Raw genomic sequence first — 18,420 nt, 5'->3', positions numbered from 1 at the left:
ACCGGCTGCCCCAGTCTCTTGTGGACCGTTAGCCGTGCGAACCTCTTGTCCTTAACCAGATCCGGTGAACTGACGCCTCACCCCATCGGCTACCTTTCCGCCCCACACGGGTGAATTGAAAAGGAGCTGCCGGTGACAGCGACGGACAGCAGTCGGACCGAGGCGGTGGCAGACGACCCGCCCAGACCCGGCTTATCCCCGCTCATCGGATGGCGGGAGCGGCTGGCCGCCGCCGTCTTCCCCGCCCCCGCGACCAGTGCCGGACCACGTCGAACCGGCCGCTTCCTGCTGGCGTTCCTGGCGGCCACCGCATACCTGCTGCTGATCCCCGCCGGGCGGACCCGGCTGAACCACGTCTGGGCCGAGGACGGTGCCCGCTTCCTGGTCGACGCGCTCACCCAGCCGTTCGGCACGACCCTGATCACCCCCTACGGCGGCTACTCGCACTCGGTCCCCCGCCTGGCGGCCGGCCTGGTCGCGCTGCTGCCCCTGCCCTGGGCGGCCGCCGCACTGGCGATCAGCGCGGCCGCGTTGCGCGCCGGCATCGCCCTGCTGGTGTTCACGGCCTCCCGGGGCGTGCTGCGGTCGACCCCGATCCGGGTGGCGCTGGCCGCCCTGGTGATCGTCATCCCGGCCGGCAACTGGGAAACCATCAACAACCTGACCAACCTGCACTGGTTCGTGCTCTACGGCGCGTTCTGGGTGCTGCTGTGGCGGCCGGCGCACCGCTGGCAGCAGGTGCTGACCGCGGTCGTGCTGTTCCTGGCGTCGACGACCAGTCCCATCGCCCTGATCCTCACCCCGCTCGCGGTGGCGCGGTTCGCGTTGCCGCGCCGCGACTGGTGGGGCGGCTGCGGTTTCCTGGCCGGACTGCTGCTCCAGGCCCTGGCCGTGCTCGGCAGCACCCGCACGCCGTACTCGGACGCCCCGGCCGACCTGCCGGCCGCCGCGGTCTCCGCCCTGGTCCGGGGGCCACTGTCGGCGGTGGCCGGCCCGGAGTGGGCGATGACCCTCTACCAGCGGTTCCACCTGCTGGCCGCGGTGGCGGCGCTGCTGGTCGTGGTCGTGCTGGTGGTACCCGCGCTGGCACCGGGACTGGCACCCCGGCGGTTCCTGGCGGTGGCCGCGCTGGTCTGCGCCGCGGTGAGCATGGGCCTGGAACTGGTGATGAACTGGACGCCGGTGCTGCACGTGGACGCGCCCGGGGTGCTCGGTGCCGGGCAGCGCTACAGCGCGGCGCCGTGTCTGTTCCTGCTGGCGGCGGTCGCCGCCGGGGTGGACGCACTGCGCGGGCGCCGGCTCATCCCGGTGGTGCGGGTCGCGGTCGCCCTGGTGCTGCTGGCCGGGGTCGCGCATCAGTACCGGACGCCGTACGGGCGGTTGGGCGGCGTCCCGTGGGGCCAGACGGTCGCCGACGCCACGATCGCGTGCGCCCAGGGACAGCCCGAGGCGACCCTGCGGCACGACCCGGACGGCTGGTACTTCCCGCTGCCCTGTCCGCTGCCCTGAGGTTGGTTGGCTGGTAGCCACGCCAGGCCGGACAGAGCCACGGGTTGGTGCAACCCGGTTTTGGTTGCGGACCGGGTTGGTTGCGCCCCGGTTGGTTGCGGACTGGCTGGTTGCCGACCGGCTGGGTGCGGACTGGCTGGTTGCGGACCGGGTTGGTAGCACGCCGATCGCGCCCCACCGCCAACATCACTCGATCGAGAACCGGGTTGTCCACAGGGCACCAGGTTGTCCACAGTCGCGGTCGCGGTGGTGTTGACAGCGGTGGGGCGCGACTAGGCTGGAGCAGGGCTCGCCCCCCGTGGTGGGTGGGGGCGTGATCTGGGGACGGACACCACGTTGCCCAGCACGCTCGCCCCGTGGTGGGTGGGGCGTGGGTAGTGGTGCAGCGCGGCATCCCCGCACCTGCCGTCACCCCTGTTGCGCGTGCGGGCGATCTGGTGACAGCCACTGGACCACCGCAGCGTGCCCATGCGCGCACACCAGTCGGGACACCGGGCCAGCCGCCATCGTCGATGCCGGCCCGGTGCCGTCTCAGCCGCTGATCAGCAGGAGATCATCCAGGTGTAGAGCGCGCCGTGCACCACCAGGTTGCCGGCGTTGTTCAGGTGAATGCGGTCCGGCAGGTACAGCCCGGCGGTGTCGTTGTTCGGCGACGGCAGGTACTGGGCGAGGTCGGACAGGCCAGCGCCGGTGGCTACAGCCACCTCGTGCATCTTGGCGCCGTACTCCGACCAGGTGTGCACCGCCCGGGGCGACTCGCGCTGGCCGATCTCCCAGATCTTGACCAGGAAGATGGAACTGCTCGGGGCGGCGGCCTTGATCGAGTCGACCAGCTGACGCAGCTGCCTGGCGAAGACCTCGGGGTCGCGGTCGATGTAGAAGTCGTTGCCGCCCAGTTCGACGATCACCATGCTGGGCTGTAACTGCTGGATCTGGGCGACCGCGCTGGTGGTGTCGGCCCAGCGCCCGCCGGGCAGGTAGTCGGCGACCAGCGCGCCGTTGTGCGCCAGGTTGGTCACCTCGGTGCCGAAGCCCGCGAGGTTGCGCGCCATCTTCGCCACCCAGCCGTTCTCGGTGGGCACGTAGGTCTGCACGTCAGCGGGATAGCCGGTGGTGCCGTAGCCGGTGGCGGCGGAGTCGCCCAGCACGACGAGCCGGGACTTGTCCGTGCACCAGGTGGGCCCCGACGCCGCGGTCACCTCCTCGGCCGAGGCGGTGGACGAGACGCCAGCCGAGACGCCAGCCGAGGCGTCGGGCGAGACGTCGGACGAGGCCGAGGCAGCCGACGGCTGGATCGCCACCAGGCCGGTCAACATGGCGAGGACAACCGCGGCCAAGCCGAGTCTGGCGCGGGTTCTGGTCATCATGGCCTGCTCACGCTCCCGTGGGCCCCTGGCCGGCGCACCGGGCGAGCTGCCGAACAACCAGTGGCGTCGGCCTGCGGATCGATCACGTCGAGCCGCGCGTTACCGCTGCATCCGTTGGCAGGCAACGGGATCCACCAGTCGGTCTACTGTGGACGATTTGTTACAGCCATCCCGGGTGGTGATCATCACCGTGTAAAAACCGTGTTTACTCCATTTGGTCGCTGGTTGCGGTGATCCGGATCAGTCACCCTCTGTGCGCTTGCGTGTCACTCGCAGGAGTCGGGGCCTGCGTCGGAACAAGGGGGCTTCACTTGGTTCCTCGTCGTGGTCGCGCGCGCCCGCATTCGGGCCCGCGCCGAAGATGGCGCGGCGTCGCGCTCGCCGTCGTGCTCGCGATGGCCGCTTCCGGTGTCGAAGCACTGGTGATCCCAGGCACGGCGTCGGCGGCCGACCCGGCTCGCGATCCCCGCGATGTGCCGGTCCTGTCCAGCCAGCCCACGCCACCGCCGGCCACCTCCGGCCGGACCGACGCCGACTTCGACCCGCTGGCCACCCGGGACGGCTACGCCGGTTCCCGTTTCGACCCCGAGCGGTCGCACGTGGTGAGCCGGTCGATGTTCGTGGAGGAGTGGGAGAACCCGGACGGCAGCCGGACCCTGCGGCAGTCGTCCGCACCGCTCAACGTCAAGGACGAGACCGGCAACTGGCAGCCGGTCGACACCACCCTGGCCAAGCAGGACTCGTCAAGTCGGGTGCGGGCCAAGCGGCACGTGCTCAACCCGTCGGTGGCGGCCAAGGCCAACGACCCGGCCGTGCTCGCCGTTGAGGTGGACGGCGGCAAGGCGTCCCTGGCCATGGAACAGGCCGCCGACCGTCCCGCCACAGTGGATGGTGACGAGGCGACGTTCACCGACGTGCAGCCGGACACCGACCTGGAGTACGAGGTCACGGCGAGCGCCGTCAAGGAGACGATCGTGGTCAAGCGGCAGCCCGCCGCCGGCCGGTCGTCCTGGCGCTTCCGCCTCAACACCGAGGGCCTGACCCCGGAGTTGGACGGCTCCGGCGGTGTGCTGCTCAAGGACGCGGCCGGGGTGGCCAAGGTGACCCTGCCGCCGATCGAGACCTGGGACTCGTCCGGGTCCGACGACCGCGCGCCCGCCATGACCGGCGGCACCTACACCCTCGACAACGCCAACGGCCAGTGGACGCTGACCGTGTCCGTGGACGAGAACTGGTTGCGGGCTCCGGAACGCAAGTTCCCGGTGTACGTGGACCCGACCATGTCGTTCGGCGTCGTCGACTCCTACGCGTACCGGTCGGACGGCTACACCTGCCACAACTGCGGCCTGCGCATCGGCAACAGCCAGGCGGCTGGTGACACCTACTTCCGGTCGGCGTTCAAAGTGGACTACTCGCCGCTGTTCGGCAAGACCGTGGTGGGTTCCCGCCTCGACCTGACCAGGGTGGGCGGCACCACCGGATCGGTCAAGTCCTGGATGACGGACCTCTACCACGCCTCGTCACTCGACTTCAACGGCATCGGCGGCCACGCCGCGTCCACCTACGTCGGTGACACCGGCCAGTTCACCGGGGAAAGCCTGACCGGGTTCATCCGCTACCTAGTGGACCGGCGCGACCCGGACGCGTGGTTCATGCTCGTCGGCACCGAACAGCCCGGGGTGTGGACCTACAAGCACCTGGACGCCACCCTGCTGGTTGACGTCGGTTCGGCCCCGGGTGCCGCGCCACTGACCGAGCCGGCCGACAACTCGACCCTGACCACCACAACTCCCACCCTGCGGGTGGGCGCGGTTTCCGACGGCGACGGCGAATCCGTGCGGTACTGCTTCCGGGTGGCCACCGGATCCGACGCCAAGACCGGTGTGGTGGTCGAGTCCGGCTGCCTGGATCGTCCGGAATGGACGGTTCCCTCCGGGGTGTTGCAGGACGGCGTGGCCTACACCTGGCAGGCCACCACCGTGGCGAACCTGACCACCACCACACCGCCGTGGGTCGGCCACTTCAAGATCGACCAGCGGATCGGGGACCACGGCCCCTCGCCCACCGACTCGGTCGGCCCGGTGACGGTGAACCTGGCCAACGGCAACGTGTCCACGTCGGTGTCCTCGCCGTCGTTCACCACGGTCGGCGGCAGCGCCGGGCTCAGCTTCTCCTACAACTCCCAGCAGACCGACGCCAAGGGTCTGCGCGCGTCCTACTACAACGACCTCAACCACAACGGGGCCATCGACGACGGCAACGAGCCGACGCTGGTGCGCACCGAGCCACAGGTGAACGTGGACTGGGGCACCGAGTCGCCGTTCGCCCCGGCCCTGCCCGCGGACTACTTCGTGGTGCGCTGGAGCGGCTACTTCCAGGCCCCGGAGACCGGCACCTACCTGTTCGCCGGCGTGCACGACGACAAGACCACGGTGTGGATCAACAACAACCAGGTCTACCTCGGCGAGGGCGTCAGCGACGTCAACTGGACCCAGGCCACCGGCGTGGCGCTGACCAAGGGCCAGCGGGTGCCGATCAAGGTCGAACTCGCCGAGATCGTGGGTGACGCGCGGCTGCGGCTGTTCGTCAAGACCACCGACGACACCACCGTGCCGCAGCAGATCGTCCGCTCGGACTGGCTGTACAGCGAGGACCTGCCGGCGCTGCCGCAGGGCTGGACCCTGTCGGCCGATTTGGACGGTCAGGGCGGCAGCTATGTGTCCGCGCAGGTCACCGACCAGACCGTGGTGCTGACCGACGCGTCCGGCGCCAAGCACACCTGGACCAAGGCGAGCAATGGTGGCTACACGCCGCCGACCGGCGAGGACGGTGTGCTGTCGCTGGACAACTCCGGGCGGGTGAACCTGGCCGACGGCGGCGAGGTGTTCGTGTTCCGCTCGGACGGCAAGCTGGAGTCGCAGAACTCCGTTGCCGACTCCCGCAAACCCGCCGCGTTGCAGAACATCTACGACGGCGCGCCCACCCGGCTCAAGGAGATCAAGGACCCGGTGTCCGGGCGGTCCCACGTGCTGCACTACAACCGGCCCGGGGACGACTGCTACGGCGGGGTGAGCCGGCCGGACGGCGCCGACGAACTGCCGCCCACCCAGATGCTGTGCCGGATCAGCTACTGGGACAACACCGAAACCCGGATCTGGTACTGCGGCGGCACCCTGTGCCGGGTCGAGGACCCGGGCAGCGAGAACACCGACTTCGGCTACAACGCCGGCGGCCAACTCGACCGGGTGCGCGACTCGCTGGTCAACGACTGGGTGGCGGTGGACCTGGCTGGCCGCAACAACATCGCCGAAGTGCTCACCGCGATCAGCTACGACACCTCGTCGGGCAAACCCAAGGCCACCTCGGTGACCTCACCGGCCCCGGCGATCGGTCAGCCTCGGCCCGCGCACTCCTACCGGTACGTGGGCACCGGCGAGACCCAGGTGGACACCGCCGGCCTGGCGCCCGCGACCGGGTTCAGCCGCAAGGTCACCTTTGACGAGGCGTACCGGCAGCTGACCGACACGGACGCCACCGGCAAGACCACCCGGCAGGAGTGGAACGTCAAGGACCAGGTCGTCGCGACCATCGACGCGGCCGGCCGCAAGACCACGACGATCTACGACCACGCCGACCGGCAGACCGACACCTACGGCCCGGCGCCCGAGTCGTGCTTCGCCGGCCTGACCCCGACCGCGGCGTGCGCGTCCACTGTGGACCACAACCACACCGGGTACGACGAGGGCATCAACGGTCTGGCCGCCACCTACTACGCGAACAAGGACCTGTCCGGCGCGCCCGTGGTCTACGCCACCGGTGTGGGCACGGCCGACGGCAGCCTGGTCCGCAACTGGGGCGAGGGATCGCCGACGACCGGCGTGCCCGCGGACGGCTTCTCGCTGCGCCTGACCGGCGAGATCGTCTTCCCGCAGGCCGGCGAGTACACCCTGCGGGTGCTCGCCGACGACGGCGTGCGGGTGTGGGTCGACGATCGCGGCGTCATCGATGACTGGCGCGATGTCGCGCCCACCTGGCGGGAGGGCAAGGTCAACAGTGACGCGGCCGGCGCGATCAAGCGCATCCGCGTGGACTTCTACGACAGCGTGTCACTGGCCCAACTCGAACTGCACTGGACCACACCGTCCGGTGCGCAGGAGGCCGTGCCAGGGTCGCAGCTCAAGCCGCGCTACGGCCTGACCACGTCCACCACCGAGGACGAGTCCGACGGCGTGCCCAACAAGGTCACCCGGACCCGCTACACCGACAACGGCCTCGACCCGGTGTACGGCCTGGCCACGGCCACGATCGCCGACCCGAACGGTCTGGCCCTCACCGGCACGACCAGTGTGGAGACCCCGGGCAGCGGGTACCTGCGCCAGACCGGCAAGACCCTGCCGACCGGCGCGCGCACCACCTACGCCCACTACGGCGACACCGAGGCACGGGACAACCCGTGCACGGCCGAGTCCGACCCGGCCAACCAGGGCGGCCTGGCCAAGACCACCACGGCGCCGAACCCGGCCTCGGGCAACGCCCGCGTGGAGGAGCGGGTCTACGACGCCTCCGGTCGAGTTGTCGCCGAGTCGATCAACGGGGCGTGGGTGTGCACCCGCTACGACAGCCGTGACCGGGTGGTCGAGACGACCTACCCGGAGACCTCGGCCGCGGGCAAGCGCACCGTCACCACCGACTACAAGGTCGGCGGCGACCCGCTGACCACGTCGGTGAGCGACACCTCCGGCACGGTCACCACCAAGGTGGACCTGCTCGGCCGGACCGTGGCCTACACCGACGCGCTCGGCACCCGGTCCGAGACCTTCTACGACCTGGCCGGCCGGGTCGAGCGGGAGACCGTGCAGCCACCCCACGCGGTGGACACCCTGGAAACCACCGAGTACCGGTACGACGACGCCGGGCGGGTGTTGGAGACCAAGTTCAACACCGCCGTGCTGGCCACGCCGTCCTACGACGCGGCCGGTGAACTGGCGTCGGTGACCTACGGCAACGGCACGTCACTCGCGTCGATCGGCAAGGACAAGGCCGGCCGAACCACGTCGCTGACGTGGAAGAAGCCGGACGGCTCCCAGGTGGTGTCTGCGGTGGGCCGGTCCCGGTCCGGCACGATCGTGGACGAGTCGCTCGCCGGCGTGGACGCTCGGCCGGGCGCGCCGAACTACGTCTACGACGCGGTGGGCCGGCTGACCGAGGCGTGGGTGCCGGGGCACCACTACACCTACGACTTCACCTCGGCGGCATCTGCTCAGTGCCCCACCGGCACCCAGGCCAACGCGGGCGCGAACACCAACCGGATGCGCCTGGTTGACGCCACCGCGTCCGGTACCGCCGAGACCGGCTACTGCTACGACGCGGCCGATCGCATCCTGGCCACGACCGGGGCGAACGCCGTGACCGGCATCAAGTACGACGATCGCGGCAACACGACGGAGTTCACCGTCAACGGTGCCACCACCTACCTGGGTTGGGACGGCGCTGACCGCAACCTCACCGCGCGGTCTGTCGGCACCAAGCCGGAGGACGCGGCTGACGTGTCCTACATCCGTGACGCCACCGATCGCATTATTGGTCGCACCGCGGCGCAGGGTGATTCGGCGGCGCCGGTGGTGCGGTACTCGTACAGCGCGAGCGGCGACTCGGCCGACCTGGTGCTGGCCGACAACAAGCAAGTGATCTCGCGGTCGATTCCGTTGCCTGGTGGGGTGTTGTGGACGGGGACGATCAAGGACGGCAAGGTCGTCCAGCAGTACGATCACCCCACGGTTCGCGGCGATATCTGCGTGAGCACGGATGAGTCGGGGGTGCAGGTGGGCGAGCTGCGCACCTACACCCCGTTCGGCGAGCCGTTGAAGGCTGACGGTTCGGTTGACCCGGACGCGGTGCCGGACAACCAGACCGGCCAGCTCGACTACGGCTGGCTGGGCCAACACCAACGCCCCTACGAGCACGCCGGAGCGTTGTCCCTGGTCCAGATGGGCGCCCGCCCCTACAGCCCACTCCTGGGGCGTTTCCTGTCTGTTGATCCGGTCGAAGGCGGCTCCGCCAACGACTACGACTACGTCAACGGCGACCCCGCTAATGAAACAGATCTGGATGGTCGTAATCCAGCTGTCGGTGCAGGTATCGGTAGCATATTCGGACCGGCTGGCGCTGTAATTGGAGCTGCTGTCGGGCTTGCGATTATTGCAATACCCGTGGCTAGAGCCGCGCAGAGCCATGCGATTCCGCGGCCGGGGGCCTGGCAGGTGAAAAATCGCCGTAGCCTTAGCTTCAAGGGAAAGTCGTATGGTTATCGAATTTATGATGCAAAAGGTAATACCTACAAGTATGGGATCACTTCGGGCGCGGTTCCTGATGCGCGCCCTAAGAGTCAACTGGCTAAATGTCAAAAGGTGATGAAGTCACCCTGTAAATACAAGAAGTATGGACCCTTTCCAACCAGGTGGCAAGCTAGGTTGTGGGAGAATACTCGAATTATGGACTATAAGAGGGTTCACGGAGTTTGCCCGCCCGGTCAGCGGAAGAGTTGCCGGTGAGTCCGGGTAGCGCGGTATATCTGACTGCATATAGTGAAGCGCGCGATGGTGCTGTAAAATCAGTTCCCTGGTGGGCTGAAATTGGGGAAAGTTCTCTCGCGAGGCCGCTTCTAGATGTGGCCGCGAGTGCGCTAAATGCAACCGTAGATCTACGTGCCTGGCTGGGGGAGAGTTACGGTAAGCGCGACGTCATCATCGAGTTTTGCGCATCCGATGACGATCTTTATGTGTCCATTGAACCCGAGGCTTATCTATGTGTTGTTGCGGTTCCTGACAAGATAGCTGAGGAGCCTTCGCCGCGCACCGTCCTCGAATGGATTTATGTGCGAAGCCTGCAGGCGCTCGATGAGATTGGGGCTCGTTCAAAGCTAGGCAATCCGCTCTACGGAATGTCAGGTGAGGTGATCCGTCCTCTCGTGCCTGGAAGTGGTTCTTATCTACTGGCCAAACCAAGGCTGGCGAAGAGAATGGCAAGCCTGCAGGGTGAGTTTGCATCGACAATTAAATCCGTTCCCGATCATGATTCGGTCAGTACTTGGCGCATAGATGCAGAGTCGCTTTCTGCGGTTATCCCCAGATCTGTGCGCGCACGTGCAGCACATGTCGATTCTTTGGTGAGGATAGGAGCTAAGGCTCCTACTGAAACAAAGAGAAGTTGGGGTCAAATTAGAGTTAATGGCGAAGATCTTACCTTCAATCAGGCTCTGCGGCGCCTGAAGCTGCTTGAGCGCTGGTCAATCTGGAAGCTGTCCTGCGAAGTCATAGATGCGGGCCGTTCAGGGCCGGTCTACTGGCTGACTCTTTCGGCCATCCAACATGAGAAATCATCGTGATCGCCCAGTTGGAACCCGCTCCACTGTGACGCCCTGGTAGGTATGTTACTGGCAATATTGACATAACTGGTTGGAGGGCCGCCTGGGCTAACCTTGGGATGATTGTAGTCCGGGTGAGTCCAGGTGGTCCCACAATGATTCTATGTCAGATTTTTTGGTTTTGGAGCGGTTGCGGGTAGTTAGAGTGCAATGTTGAAAGCTTGAATCGGACCGACTAGAGCGGTCCCGCAATCTGAACCGCGCCGGGTATTTTGGAGGTTCTGAAGGTATGGAAGAATGGGGCCGTGCTCGCACCCAAGAAGTACCCGTACTGCGTGTTCAGTTGGAAGTATGTCTTCTGGCGTCCGAGAAGCAGGGCTGAGAAGCTGACATATCTCGCGTTAGCCGTCCTCTGCCTGGGGTACATTCCGGTTTTTGTGTATCGTCTCCTTCCACGTCCGGTGCTGGTCGTGCTTACTGTAGCCCTGTATTCCCTGTGTTTTGGCGTTGCGTCGTACTGGGACAGGCGTTGGCGACGTGAGCTGAATCGGGTTGACCAGGTAAGCGAGCAAGATGACTCCGACTGAATCCTGTGGCTGCGTAGGGAGTCGGCTTGTTCCCCAGGGCTACCGTGCTGAGAGCGGTGGTCTTCTTGGATTTCCGGCTGGCGTGCTCGCTACTTGACGACTATCTGCCTGGGTCACTTCCTTTCATCGTCGTTCGGTTGTCGGCAAGCCTTGGCTTGGTGCTCGTGTGGTTGGGCAGTTTTTCTGACGTGAGTATCTGGCTGCAATGGGTCGGAATGGGCGTGTTCTTTGTCGCGATTTTGGTGAGGCTGGTACGAGTCGGGAGGAAGCGGAATGCTGAGTCAGGCCAGTAGGCGAGTACCTGTGCCTTGTTGTCTCCACAGGCGGAGGGTCTAGCTATGCGTTACAAGATATCGCCGATGGTGCTCGCGGTCGTGGTCGCAGGAACCATGGCGGCGTGTGGATCTGCGCGTTTGCCGAAGTTTCCGGAGTCTGGCGTGTTCCGCGAGTGCGATCCGCGGGAGGAGGTGACTGCGCAGAGGTTGCAGGCGAGCGAGCTGCTCAGTTTGACAGCGCCATCTGTCCAGTTGGGCGAGATTTACGTGAAGAAACCCTGTGAAGACGAGGACAGTATTGGAATGATTGGGCGGCCTGGTTGGTCGAATGGTGCTGAGGAGGCGGTGAGTGCCTACTACGAGGAGAGATTACCAAGCGCTGGATGGCGATTGGCTGGGCAACACTCCTCAGGTCCTGTCCAGGCTGGCCAGTCCGGTTTTGACATATCTCGTCGCTGCTTCGAAAACCCAGGTGAGCCTGGGGTGACGCTCGAAGTTTCATTCACTTACGGAGTTGGCGGAAACGTTCCTCGCGGGGTGGAGCAGAAGCCTGATTTCTTCCTTGAGTTTCGTTTCAACCGGGAGGGCGTTTCTTGCGATTGATGTGCCGTGACATGGTGTAGTTGAGGTGTGTCGAGCGAACGAGGGTTAGGGGAGGGAAATTGAAGGCTGCGTCGTGGCTTCTGATCGTTTCGTCAGCTATGTCGATGGTCTCGCTGGGGGTTACTCTGGGCCTGGCTCGTGGCGAACCGATGTTCTGGCTGGTCATCATGTTCGTTGTCAGCTCATTGTTGTTGTGGCTGGCGTGGTGGTCGAGATCAAGAAGAACAGGAAGACAAGCGGTCAACGGTAGTCAGGGGCCGGTAACACCACAGATGGTGGATGCGATTGAGCGGCGAGAGAGTCGAAGCCAGCAGTGGGGGTGTTGGTGGTCAATCAGGTCAGGCGCAGCAACACCGCTGCCACGTGGGGTATGGCCGCGGTCATGGTTGTGTTCAGTTCGTCGGTTCCTTTCTGGGTCAACCCTCCTGATCTTCCCGAACTGCTCGTGACCATGTTCTTCTCGCTGTTGTTCGTGGAGGGCTACCGGCGGTTTCAGTTGCGGCCGAAGATCACCTGGGACCACAGTGGGCTCGATGTCGTCGGCGACTGGAAGACGCGACGTGTTGAGTGGTCGGACGTCCGGGATATTCACATTTCTGGTAGTTATGTGGTCATCGAGCTCACCCAGGGCAAGGTGGAGTGGCTCTTCAATCACTCGTACTTCGTCTCGCTGATCTCGAAGCGGTATGCCGGTAGGGCAGATCGCCACGAACGGGCGTTGCGGCGCGCCTTGGAGTGTGCTCGAGGCGGTGCGGAAGGCGCAGGAGTTCCCGGTGTGAAGGCGCGTGACCACTCCTGGTGGCTCTACCTGCTTGTTGTTCCGGCCCCGGGACTGCTGGAGATGTTTCGTTTTCTGGCCGCCTGAGTTGGCGGCGCGGTGCCGACCCGAGAGGGAGTTGCTGATGCCGGCCAGGCGAAGGATTCCGAAGATGACGTTCCCCCGCTTGCTTCTGCTGCTTGCTGTTGGGGCTGTGGCCTGGCTTGGGCAGGTCGCTCTTGGCGGCGGTGCGCTGGTTGTCGGGTTGACGACTGGTCTTTCTGCGGCTGTGGGGTCGTTTCTGGGAAGACGCTGGCTGTTTCGTGATGAGCGGTGGCGCGAACGAGGATCACGGTGCGGTCGGTAGCGGCGTGTGGTCGGGGAGGACGCCTTCGACTTCGGTGACCGCGCAGGGCGGTGATGGTGGGGTGGCCCTCGCCGAGCAGGGCGGCGTCCGTGCCCGGTTCGAGTTCGTGTTGCACCACGGTGGTGACGACTTCGAGTTGGCCTTCGCTGGGGCGGTTCACGCGGCTCTGCACGGCGCCGTATCTCGTGGCGGGTGTGATCTCGCCTATCTGCTGTCTGTGAAGGAGGCGCGCCCTTGGCCGTGTGCTAGTGCTCGCCAAGGGCGCGCCTCCTTGCCCGAGTGATAGGATTTGGTGATTCTGTGTGAAAACGGTTGCGCGTTGGGGATGTTTCCTGATATCGCTGCTAGTTTTTGTGGTGCTAGCTGCTTATCTAGCGGCCCGCTCTTATGGCTGGTATGAGTCGTTAGGTGCGAGCCGTTCCTTTTTGTGTCCGTAGCTATTTCCGCCGTGCTTGTGCTGATTGGCGCGATATTCCCTGTGGTTCTGGTCTTTCCGAGATTCTCTTCTCGTTATTCGACTGGGGATTTCGCTGGGGTGGCTATTGCGTCTCTGGTCTGGCTCATGCTTTCAGGTCTCGTTAGTGTGTTCGTATCAGGAGGTTTCTAAGTCGCCGGTATTGGTGTCATCGCTACTTGTCGCGAGGGGCGAACTGTGAGCCTGTAGTCCGTTCGGTGAGTCGTTGACGGCGGGCGTTCGGTTGATCCGGATCCGGTTCCGGACAATCAGACTGGCCAGTTCGACTACGGCGGGCTGGCCAGCACCAGCGCCCCTATGAGCACGCGGGTGCGTTGTCTCTGGTCGAGATGGGCGCCTGCCCCTATAGCCCGTTGCTGGGGCGCTTCTCCTGTCCGTCAACCCCGTCGGGTTGACGGCGGCTATCGACAGCTTTGTCTGTCGATAGCCGCTTCTAAAATACTTCCATCTCAGTCAAGGAACTGTTATGAAGCGTGCAAGGTGGCTCTGGCGGCTTCTAGTGATCATCCTGGTAGGAGTCGTTCTGGGTGTTATTGTGCGACTGTTACCAATTGGAGAAGAATGGCAGTATCTAGCTTATATGGCCCTGGTCTTGCTGATCATTCCTAGTCTTGTTGATATATGGAGAAGTAGGGATCAGAGTGGCAAATAGCGTACTAATTCGCTTTTTTATCCTTGTTGGCAATCCCGTCTGCGATTGCTGGAATATCTAATATACTGGGTGACTGTGTCCTTCGCTGTGGGCTTGGGGCGATTAGGGCAGTTGAGAGAAAGAAAAATCTGGAGACAAATCTCAGGTAAACACCCTGTGTTATGTGCTGGATGTTGTCTGACAACCAGACCGACTAATTGGACTTCGGCTGGTTGGGCCAACGCCAACGCCCCTACGAGCACGCCGGTGCGTTGTCCCTGGTCTAGATGGGCTCCCGCCCCTACAGCCCAATCCTGGGGCGTTTCCTGTCTGTTGATCCGGTCGAAGGCGGCTCCGCCAACGACTACGACTATGTCAACGGTGACACCATCAACAACACAGACCTCGACGAGGCGTGTTTTTGGGATCTATGCATTATTGAAGGAATAGGTCTCGTTGAGGCCGGGCAGTGCTGATCGCTGGTGCAGGAGCGATATGGGCAATAAACCATCCTGTCCATGTCTCATTACCTAGCTTTGGGAGCACCGCGAGCTCAGGATACAGGTCGACGCCAACAAAGAATTACGGGTCGCCGGTAAATGAAGTAAACAGGCTACGTATTCGTTCGGGTAAGGCGGCGGCTTCAAGCTATTCTGCCCCTAAGGGGCATACTGGAACTAAGCATGGTAGTAAGGGTGCGGCTGAAAAGGCAGCAAAGCGTGAAGCGGCAAGAGCTGGTGGACGTGCGCGCTATAGAGGGCCATGTAAGGCGGGAAACCATGTACGCTGCGATTACTATAACGATGTGAATAAGGCTAGGCGGGGGCGCTCCAGGGATGTTATTGTTACTAGTCATCACTACTGGTAACGGTTTGACGATGAATTTGGTTAATCATGAAAAGTGACTCCGAATCCTCATTGCCGCGCTACGACCAAGAGACGGGAAACCTAGTAGGTCCTGATGGGGGAAGCTGGAGAGAGATAAAGGCATGGCTTGAGCCTGATGAAGTGAGGAGGTGGAGAGATTCCGGCGCTCTGGTCGCGATTGACGAGTGCCATGTGGGATGGACTTGGAACGCTAAGCTTACCCAAGAAGCCATGTCGCAGGTTGTTACCGCTCTGGAATCTCACCGTCTCGCGAAGGGGAAATATCCAGAAGCGTTGATATTGGCGGCCTCCCTCTGGGAAAATGTAGCGGATGGGCGAAAGCTGGTAGTGCTTTCGGAGGAGTCGCCTAAGCGGCGACGGGTGATACAGGAGATGCTGGCCGAGTACGAGGATGTTCAGCCACCAAAGATATAACGGGTAGCATCTTGATGCGTAATGGAGCCACTCTGCTCTGGTGTCTGAGTTCTTTTGGGTTGAGTCCTGATTATTATTCAAGGATTATATGAAACGTGACGTTGGCGCCTTCGATTACGGCCGGAGGAGCCAACGTCCGTAACGCCCCTCCAGGACCCCCTCTCGCGGGCGGACTCGGTCGTGTCGGTCCGGTCAGTTGCTACGACTGTTGCTACATCAGCTACGATTCTATAGACCGATCGATGTGGGAACTTGTTGGGGTTGGCAGTTTTGGAAAACATGAGCTTGCTGATTGAATTGACAGTTCGATTGGGAGTGTGGCGTTGCTTGGGTGGAGATATGTCTTCTGGCGTCGGAGAAGCAGGGCTGAGAAGCTGACATATTTCGCGTTAGCCGTCCTTTACCTGGGGTACTTTCCTGTTTTTGTGTACCGTCTCCTTCCGCTTCCGGTGCTCGTCGTGCTTACTCTAGTCCTGCATTCCCTGTGTTTTGGCGTTGCGTCGTACTGGGACAGGCGTTGGCGATGTGAGCTGGATCGGACTGATAGAGAAAGTGATCAAGAAGACTCCGACTGAATCTTGTGGCTGTGCAGGGAGTTGGCTTGTTCCCCGGGGTCACTGTGCTGAGCGTGTTGGTCTTCTTGGATTTTCTGCTTGTGTGCTCGTCGCTTTACGATTACCCACCTGGGTCACTTCGGGCCATCGTTGTTGCCATTGTTGATGGGGGAGGTATCACCATGCCGCGATGGTGTTGCGGCTCGATGGCGCGGATCGGGAGAAGTGAGCTGCAGGCGACAAGGTTGATCGCTGGCTGCTGCGCCGAATCGTCGTGGTGTGGATCGGCGCTTGTGAAGTTCGAGTAGGGGGGGCTGGACCGCGATGTGGTGGGAAGCCGTACGGTTCCTGGGGCTGATCGAATTTCTTACTTTTCTCCTGTTTCTCTGGAGAGAGAAGTGGTACGTCCGGTTGTCGGCAAGCCTTGGCCTGGTGCTCGTATGGTTGGGCAGTTTTTCTGACGTGAGTATCTGACTGCAATGGGTCGGAATGGGCGTGTTCGTTGTCGCGATGTTGGTGAGGCTGGTACGAGTCGGGAGGAGGCAGAATGCTGAGTCGGGCCAGTAGGCGAGTGCCTGTGCCTTGTCGTCTCGACGAGTGGAGGTTCTGGCTTGCGTTACAAGATATCGCCGATGGTGCTCGCAGTCGTGGTCGCGGGAGCTATGGCGGCATGTGGATCTGTGCGTTTGCATCTCGTCTCTGCTTCGAAAACGCAGGTGAACCTGGAGTGGTGCTCGAAGTTTCATTCACTTGCGGAGCTGATGGAACCGTTCCTCGCGGGGCAGAGCGAGAGCCTGATTTCTTCCTTGAGTTTCGTTTCAACCGGGAGGGTGTTTCTTGCGATTGATGTGCCGTGACATGGTGTAGTTGAGGTGCGTCGAGCGAACGAGGGTCAGGGGAGGGAAATTGAAGGCTGCGTCGTGGTTTCTGATCGTTTCGTCAGCTATGTCGATGGTCTCGATGGGGGTTACTCTGGTCCTGGCTCGTGGCGAACCGATGTTCTGGCTGGTCATCATGTTCGTTGTCAGCTCATTGTTGTTCGTGGCTGGCGTGGTGGTCGAAATCAAGAAGAACAGGAAGACAAGCGGTCAACGGTAGCCGGGGGCCGGTAACGCCACAGTTAGTGGATGCGATTGAGCGGCGAAAGGGTCTAAGCCAGCAGTGGGGGTGTTGGTGGTCAATCAGGTCAGGCGCAGCAACACCGCTGGCACGTGGGGTATGGCCGCGGTCATGGTTGTGGTCAGTTCGGCGATTCCTTTCTGGGTCAACCCCCCTGATCTTTCCGAGCTGCTCGTGACCATGTTCTTCTCGCTGTTTTTCGTGGCGGGCTATCGCCGGTTTCAGTTGCGGCCGAAGATCACCTGGGAGCACAGCGGGCTCGATGTCGTCGGTGACGGGAAGACGCGGCGTGTCGAGTGGTCGGACGTCCGGGACATTCACATTTTCGGTAACTACGTGGTCATCAAACTCGTCCAGGGCAAGGTGGAGTCTCCTGGTGAGCAGCTTGATGGAAGGGTTAGTGGGATGAGAGTTGCGCCCGGAGTGCGGATTTTCCGTTGGTTGGCCTGGTGCTGATACAGATACCGCTGTTGATCACTAATTTTGGGCTGAGCGGCGGCAAGCTGTGGATAACGATCCTGAGTTCTCTCGTCATGGTCTGCGCGCTCGTGGCGGTCGTGTTGGAGGTTCGGAGGTTCAGGGCGGCGGAGAAGCAATGGGAGGTAGCGAGCCGCCCCGACTGGCCCACGGGTGAACGGCGGTGGCCAGGAGGGACAGGGCGGGCAGTGAGGCTGGACGGGTGGCGCGCCAGATGACCACGGCCGCGGCGGTACCCGATCTCACTGCGCGGTCGGTAGTGGCGTGCGGTCGGGGAGGACGCCTTCGACCTCGGTGACCGCGCGCAGGGCGGTGATGGTGGGGTGGCCCTCGCCGAGCAGGGCGGCGTCCGTGCCCGGTTCGAGTTCGTGTTGCACCACGGTGGTGACGACTTCGAGTTGGCCTTCGCTGGGGCGGTCCACGCGGCTCTGCACGGCGCCGTAGGAGGCCAGCGGTGCGCGGCGGAGTTCGCGGAGCTGGTCCGGTGGCAGGTTGGGCACGTTCACGTTGAACACGCTGTGCTCGGGTGCGTCCAGCAGCAGCGGGATGGCCACCCGCAGCACCGGGAACACGCTGTCCCACAACGGGATCACGTCCTTGTCGTGGCCCACGTCCAGGGACACCGCCATGGCGCGCAACTCGTTGGTGCCGGCGGTCACGGCCGCGCCGACCGTGCCGGAGTGGACCAGGGCGCGGCCGATGTTGGCGCCCCGGTTGACGCCGGACAGCACCAGGTCGGGTGCGTGGTCCAACGCGCCGTGCGCCGCGGCCAGGGTGATGAACGCGGGGTGCGCGCCCACCGCGTAGCACGGCACGCCGGGCAGGTCGGCCAACTCGCGCCGGTGCACGATGGGCGCGTCGCCGTTGGCCAGCACGGTCAGTCCGGCGCTGGTGCCACTGGACTCCTTGCTCGGCGCGGCCACCACCACGTCCAGGTCGGCCTGCTGCGCGGCCTTGGCCAGGGTGACCAGGCCGGGGGAGTGGATGCCGTCGTCGTTGGTCACCAGTGCGAGCGGTCGCCGTGCCATGGTTTG

General features: G+C 63.6%; 10 protein-coding genes. 8 read left to right on the top strand and 2 right to left on the bottom strand.

Features of this window, described 5'->3' with window-relative positions:
* Positions 1-132: 132 nt before the first annotated feature.
* A complete protein-coding gene (locus tag LX83_RS25800; protein ID WP_253775878.1) occupies positions 133-1,509 on the top strand; it encodes a hypothetical protein in 1,377 nt (458 codons plus the stop codon).
* Between the two features lie 542 nt (positions 1,510-2,051).
* Here the strand turns inward: LX83_RS25800 and LX83_RS25795 are convergent.
* On the bottom strand, positions 2,052-2,873 hold the full coding sequence (locus LX83_RS25795) for an SGNH/GDSL hydrolase family protein (protein WP_253775876.1): 822 nt from the start codon (positions 2,871-2,873) through the stop codon (positions 2,052-2,054).
* Positions 2,874-3,271: 398 nt separating this feature from the next.
* Between LX83_RS25795 and LX83_RS25790 the strand changes: the two genes are divergently transcribed.
* From LX83_RS25790 to LX83_RS25760, 7 genes are all read left to right on the top strand, one after another.
* On the top strand, positions 3,272-9,427 hold the full coding sequence (locus tag LX83_RS25790; RefSeq protein WP_253775874.1) for a PA14 domain-containing protein: 6,156 nt from the start codon (positions 3,272-3,274) through the stop codon (positions 9,425-9,427).
* Positions 9,424-10,260 (top strand): hypothetical protein, encoded by an 837-nt coding sequence (locus tag LX83_RS25785; protein ID WP_253775872.1) that lies wholly within the window; start codon positions 9,424-9,426, stop codon positions 10,258-10,260. The genes LX83_RS25790 and LX83_RS25785 overlap by 4 nt, the downstream gene beginning before the upstream one ends.
* Positions 10,261-11,164: 904 nt before the next feature.
* Complete coding sequence (locus LX83_RS25780) at positions 11,165-11,704, top strand: hypothetical protein (RefSeq protein ID WP_253775870.1); 540 nt, start codon at positions 11,165-11,167, stop codon at positions 11,702-11,704.
* Positions 11,705-12,023: 319 nt separating this feature from the next.
* Positions 12,024-12,569 carry a hypothetical protein gene (locus LX83_RS25775; protein WP_253775868.1) on the top strand — a complete coding sequence of 182 codons (546 nt, stop codon included), beginning with the start codon at positions 12,024-12,026 and terminating at the stop codon, positions 12,567-12,569.
* A gap of 1,652 nt (positions 12,570-14,221) precedes the next feature.
* Positions 14,222-14,410, top strand: coding sequence for an RHS repeat-associated core domain-containing protein (locus LX83_RS25770; protein ID WP_253775866.1), 189 nt, complete (start codon positions 14,222-14,224; stop codon positions 14,408-14,410).
* Between the two features lie 1,991 nt (positions 14,411-16,401).
* Positions 16,402-16,647: a hypothetical protein gene (locus LX83_RS25765; RefSeq protein WP_253775864.1), complete on the top strand. Its 246-nt coding sequence runs from the start codon at positions 16,402-16,404 to the stop codon at positions 16,645-16,647.
* 310 nt (positions 16,648-16,957) lie between these two features.
* The gene (locus tag LX83_RS25760) at positions 16,958-17,365 is read left to right on the top strand and encodes a hypothetical protein (protein WP_253775862.1); all 408 of its coding nucleotides are present in this window, start codon (positions 16,958-16,960) and stop codon (positions 17,363-17,365) included.
* Between the two features lie 263 nt (positions 17,366-17,628).
* On the opposite strand, the gene surE is transcribed toward LX83_RS25760, so the two are convergent.
* Complete coding sequence (surE, locus tag LX83_RS25755) at positions 17,629-18,414, bottom strand: 5'/3'-nucleotidase SurE (protein WP_253775860.1); 786 nt, start codon at positions 18,412-18,414, stop codon at positions 17,629-17,631.
* Between the last annotated feature and the right edge of the window lie 6 nt (positions 18,415-18,420).

The organism is Goodfellowiella coeruleoviolacea (genome assembly GCF_024171785.1).
GTDB lineage: Bacteria > Actinomycetota > Actinomycetes > Mycobacteriales > Pseudonocardiaceae > Goodfellowiella > Goodfellowiella coeruleoviolacea.
The sequence above is the reverse complement of the archived record's forward strand: the minus strand, read 5'-3'. Positions and strand labels throughout refer to the sequence as shown.